This is a genomic window from Verrucomicrobiota bacterium, from assembly GCA_034440155.1.
Lineage (GTDB): Bacteria > Verrucomicrobiota > Verrucomicrobiia > JAWXBN01 > JAWXBN01 > JAWXBN01.
Genome location: JAWXBN010000118.1, coordinates 1 through 5,513, shown reverse-complemented (window position 1 = coordinate 5,513; position 5,513 = coordinate 1). Strand labels below are relative to the sequence as shown.

The following is a 5,513-nucleotide window of genomic DNA, read 5'->3' as shown; positions in this document are numbered from 1 at the left end:
TACGATTTCTGTAATGGATGACTATTTTCAAAAATGACGCGCCATCTGGAAATCAACGACTTCCGAGGACGTTACCAGAATTAGGTAAATCAAACCCCCTATTATTACATCTATTCCGTAAAACTCCTTACAGAAATTTCGTAACTCGACAGACACACTGAGCGGGCACGTTATTGTTGTTACTCATTTTATACAATTTATGTAACATTCGTAAATCTTATTACTTTCACTTTTAAATTCATTTACTAAATGTTTTCTGTCGTTCTATTTTCAGACAAATTTGTATCAATATTTCAGTTTGTATCCCCCCCTAACTCCCCGTCGACCTTCCCCAGTCGGCTAGGGGCTCGGCTTTCCCGTCATTCCTCTTTCGATGTTCATTCGATGAGGGTTCACTTTCCTTAGGGCCTGTTAGTTCAGCAAACGTCCCGCTTGTAGGTTCAGCCTCACAGCCACTTCCCGGATGTTCATTTCGGGCGCGAACTGTCCCATTCGAGCGGCAGGACTTTCACCTGCGTCGTCTCTGGCTTTGTCGGTGCCCGGTTGGAGTGGGGTGGAGTTCTCATTTTGTTTCATCAAAATTCCTCATTTTTCATCTGGTGGAGGGCAGGGAATTTCAGGCATACTTTTTTGATGTCCCTGATTCGAAATTTGAAGTTTCTGTCGCTCTTAAACCTGTCACTGGCTGTGGTCATTATATTCATCATCCAGTGTCTATTAGGGGGCCTTGGATTATTTAATCACGTTACTTCCCTCTTATTCATGATCGTTTGTGGGATTTGGTTAATCAGGCTGGTGATCGAAATGATTCTGGAACCCCTGACGCCCGCCGCATCCCTTGATCAAAAACGCAATCCTTTTGTTATCCTGTTCAGCACTTTCATCGTTATTTTAGCGATAGGAGCTTTTATTAAACTTTATGGAAAACCGGGGCAACGGCTTACCGGCTCCCAAGATCAGGGGATCAATCTTTGCGCCGCCTCAAACCTTACCTATTCCGGAGGATATTTTATCCATTCACCAGTCATTAGTACTCTGACTGAGCCTGCCTCCCCCTATTTCATCAGTAATAAACCCAGCCAGGCCCAAAAAGGTAGTTCAAACAAGACTTACCCCCAATATCATACAGGATTCTTCCTCTCGAGCACACACCCCGGCACCCTGACTTCCCAGTTTCCTATTGGCCAAGCCGCTTTGATGGCTTCAGCATCATCGATTCATGGATTGACTTCCATGCTTTGGGTTAATCCCGTGATCATGATCGCATCCTCGCTACTCGCAGGATTGATCGCCTCCCGGTGGTTTGGAAAGGGGGAAGGTATTCTTGTCTTTCTGGCATTTCTTTTTTTTCCATTGAATGTCTGGATCGCCAAATGTGCTTATGCAGAACCCGCGCTCCTAGCCCTCTGGCTGCTTATCATTCTGACATGGGGACAAAATGAAAAGTATGTGACCGGTAAGGGCTTATTGATCGGATTAAGCTCTGGCGCAGCCCTTTTAGTTAAAATTGATGGTATCGTCCTGATCCTTGCCCCGCTCTTTTATATCCTGATCACATTCCGCACAAATAAAACCGCTGCCCTTACCACCCTCATTTCATCCAGTGCTGTGTACCTTCTGGCTTTCCTCTGGATTCTGCGGTTTAACCCAAACTACACCAAAGACTCGTTTGCCGCACAGTTTACCCTTGTGCAGCAGTATCCCTGGTTACTTGTGATATTAATGGCAGCCATCGGCGGCATGCTCTGGGCTATTCTCAAAAAACCATCCACATTACCATCCGCCTCCCTTACAAAGTACCTTCCCTTCGGAGGGTTTATTCTGCTCATGATCGTATTTGGGTATTTATACTTTATTTTTCCTCAATCGACTCCCGTTGATCTGTATTATTATTGGCCCTTAGATAAACAAATCCGTTCCTTCCGGGAAGAAAGCTTTTTCCGACTCGGTTGGTATTTTCGACCTGTCGGACTACTCTTCGCATCCATCGGAATAGGCCTACTCCTGTGGAGACTCAAAGAACCTTGGCAAAAGCTCTTTGTCACTATCGGCCTTCTGGCTTTACTGTACTTCAGTAATGACATTAGGAACTACCCGATCCAGCCTTATGCCATGCGCCGGTTTATCCCCTTTGCCATTCCTCTCATGCTTATGGGGCTAGCAGGTTTATCTTTTCAGATCTCCCATCTGAAAAAATCCTTTGCTCCTTATATTGCCGGAGTCATCTCCCTGGGGTTTCTCCTACTGTTTTACCCGCTTAACCAAAGAATCAACTCGCATACCGATCACGACGGCCTGATTCAAACCCTCGAATCAATCAGAAATCACCTTCCCGCCGATTCCCTCGTGATCGTATCAGGGAAGGGATTTGTTAACGGATTAGCCAGCCCGCTCGAATTCATTTATCAACGTTGTGCAGTCATTCTGGATGCGCAATCTCCGGCCTCCATCGACCCGGCTATTCTCCAAGAACAAATCAGCCTCTGGCATCAAAAGGGGTTAAAAGTCTTTATCCTGTCTGATCCCTCCACGGGGAAAGGCGCATTAAAAGATTTCCCTGTTGAATTGGTCTTCCGCGAAAACAATTCCATGAGAATTCTCTCTCAATCCATGAAGCAACCCCCTCAAGGATATACCAAAATTGAAACTCCCTATCTCCTTGAAAAGCTCAAGGATGCATCGATTCAATAACCACCATCCCGAAAGATAGTGGAATCACATCAAACGCGGGACATGAATATTCTGGAGGGAACATTCCCGTTTCAGTCGAATAAATCCTTTTTACGCCATTGGATCCAAATCGCCCGCCACAGACGGAATGTATCAAAGATGATGTGGAACTTACTCCGGGAGCCATCTATCCTCGGGGAATAAGAAATCGGAATAAAGGTGACTCGCTGATGGCGATTGAGTGCTGCCAGGGTCGCCGTGCTCGTGCATGAGAATCCCTTGGGTAATTCATCAATGATATCGAGTAATGCACTTCTTTTGAATACCCTCAATCCGGAATTCAGGTCCGGTATCTCTCTCTCCCAGAGACAACTAACGAAACGGTTGATAAACCACTTTTTCATCAAACGTAATAAGGCCAGCTTTCCATAATCACAGCGCCGCGAACCAATCACCTGATCCATATCCTCCCTGACGGAAAAAAGATTAATGAGGTCGCCGGGCAAATATGTCCCATCCCCGTCAATCCATGCGATAAACTCCCCTCCCGCCTCAATACTCCCTCTCTTTCTGGCCGCACCACTGCCCAAACGGATTGAGTTTCTTAAAACCTTCACTTCAGGAAAGTCACTGGAAATGATGTCGTAAGTCCGATCATGAGAGGCGTCTTCCACGATAATTATTTCCCATGCATCCACACCACCTCGTTTCAGGAAGTACAATAATCCCTCCACAAACTTACCAATTGCCTTTTCCTCGTTATGAACAGGAACGACAACTGAAAGGTGTAATGTTTCCACTAAGGGGGATTGATTTGACATCCATTCAATCAAAAGATTATTTTAATCCCTTGCAAGGATATCACCACACACCCCAAAGACGGTTATTGTGGGGCAATTTGCTCTTTGATGAAAAAAGTAGGGAATGTGTTTTATAAAGGGGACATATTCCTGATGGGTCGCGCTTCTTACCGGATAGTGTGGGTCTGGGACGAGCACTGGATGGGGTGGAACCGTGACTGTCCTGCCGCAATTTGCGGCACATCACTTTTGATCTCTGATTTGCAGCACTCTCCTTCGGGGAGAGGCAATTGGAGCGTTTGTGATAGAAAAGATACATGTTCATATGCTTTAAGGCCCGGCACGCCGAACCGCTGGATCGAGAATCCCCCTGTCTCAAATCGCGACAACTCTTTCCTATTTTCCCCCTCACTTTTGGATCACGAGTTCCGCTGCCGCCTCGGACGAGACACGTTATCTGGAACACATTTTTTTGTGGCGCGTGCACTGATTCTTCAGTTCACCCGGCCTATGGTGTGCCTTTGTCAAAAAGGCACTGACTTTTTCCACCTCACCTTGGCCGTTGGCAAAGGCCAAAACTACTTCAACAAAAGCTCTCAAATCGCGGCCTGATCCATGCGACAATTCTATATCCTATCAAAAATGATAATCCAAGAGATATTGTAGACAATCCTATCGTAAAAGCTTCATAATTTATGAAAATTGAAGTTATTAAACTGGCTAATCCATTTAATATTATAAGCAAACAATTGCATTTCATAATCTTATAATTAAAGAGAAACTTAAAAAGTTTATATTTGCTATTACTATAAAGAATCATCACTGGAGATAGTAATATTCCAAGGAATAAAATAAGTATTGATAGCCAGATAGAGGGAATGTTTTGTTCATTATATCAGACACTCCTCGCATAATAGCTAATGGTATTGTTACTATTACTATTGCATAAAAATATATATTAATTTTACTTAACATAACCTTATATTAATAATTTGGGGATTTTCCTTCTCTGACCTACCGACATACGACAGGCTTATGTTTACTTAATTGTTCTTGAAATCTATTTATAACAACTTGTTTGTAAACATTCGCAGACCAGTCAACTTGGGCAAATTTTATTTTTCCATTTTGAACAAATTTAATATTGTAAACTCCTTTATATTCTGTCGGGCTCTTGTAAAGAGTCATAAATGAACTTCCTTCCTCGACAAATTCTAAAGATTCTATTTTCATATCACAAAAATATGTGCTTTGGAGATTTTTCTTAATATTATTGAATATTGCCTCATCTTTTATGGGCAGTAAGGGTTCTATTATTACAGCTAGTGTCATTAGTGATAACATACCAAGAAGAATTATCTTTATGTATCTCTTATTATTCATAAAAACATTCAATATTTTGACCAATTCCACTGTATTCTTGGACCTGCGAAAGCCGCTGCTCCAAGTCCAGCAGTAACTTTTTCCCTTTTTGGCTCACTATAAAAATATGGTGGCTGAGGATTCCATTGAGAAGAAGGGGGCGCCCTTAAACCTGCTTCAATTCCTGTAACCACTTTAAATGGAGTATTAGGAACGCCAAACCCAAAACTGAGAGAGCCGTATATATCTTCATCGCAATTATCTCGATAACCAAAATCTAGTTTTCCAGAAATGCTGAGAGCATCAAATGTCTTTATGGATCCATTTGCTCCTATTCCAATTTCAAAAGCATGATAAGAATTCGAGGTATCCAATGAAAGCGCGGCACCGATAGCTCCTCCAGCACCTAATCCTGTATGAATCCTGCCATAATTATTCCCAATCTCAAAATATCCACCAAAAATGTATCCTGCGGTCAGCCTTAATGTCCATTGGCCATCCGGATCGACCCAGTTCACCGGATTATTGGCGACATACCCATAAAGGTTAATTCCGCCATTTTCGCCAATCGGATCGCGGCTTATCCATCTTCCCGTATCAGCGTCATAGGCGCGGTAAAGCGTCAGGTGCAGTTTACTTTTGACGTGATAGAAATGTCCCGTGAATTTAAAGTCGGAATCC

Annotated in this window: 4 protein-coding genes; 1 reads left to right on the top strand and 3 read right to left on the bottom strand. The window is 43.3% G+C overall.

Going from position 1 to position 5,513, the window contains the following annotated elements; all coding sequences use genetic code 11:
• Positions 1-633 precede the first annotated feature (633 nt).
• Positions 634-2,691, top strand: a complete 2,058-nt coding sequence (locus tag SGI98_12215; protein ID MDZ4744165.1) for a hypothetical protein — start codon at positions 634-636, stop codon at positions 2,689-2,691.
• Positions 2,692-2,762: 71 nt separating this feature from the next.
• Here SGI98_12215 and SGI98_12210 read toward each other — a convergent pair whose 3' ends face one another.
• The 3 genes from SGI98_12210 to SGI98_12200 form a co-directional block, all read right to left on the bottom strand.
• Positions 2,763-3,491, bottom strand: a complete 729-nt coding sequence (locus tag SGI98_12210) for a glycosyltransferase family 2 protein (GenBank protein ID MDZ4744164.1) — start codon at positions 3,489-3,491, stop codon at positions 2,763-2,765.
• A gap of 993 nt (positions 3,492-4,484) precedes the next feature.
• Complete coding sequence (locus tag SGI98_12205; protein ID MDZ4744163.1) at positions 4,485-4,853, bottom strand: hypothetical protein; 369 nt, start codon at positions 4,851-4,853, stop codon at positions 4,485-4,487.
• Between the two features lie 8 nt (positions 4,854-4,861).
• Positions 4,862-5,513 (bottom strand): RHS repeat-associated core domain-containing protein (locus SGI98_12200; GenBank protein MDZ4744162.1); only part of this gene is annotated, 652 nt, incomplete at its 5' end.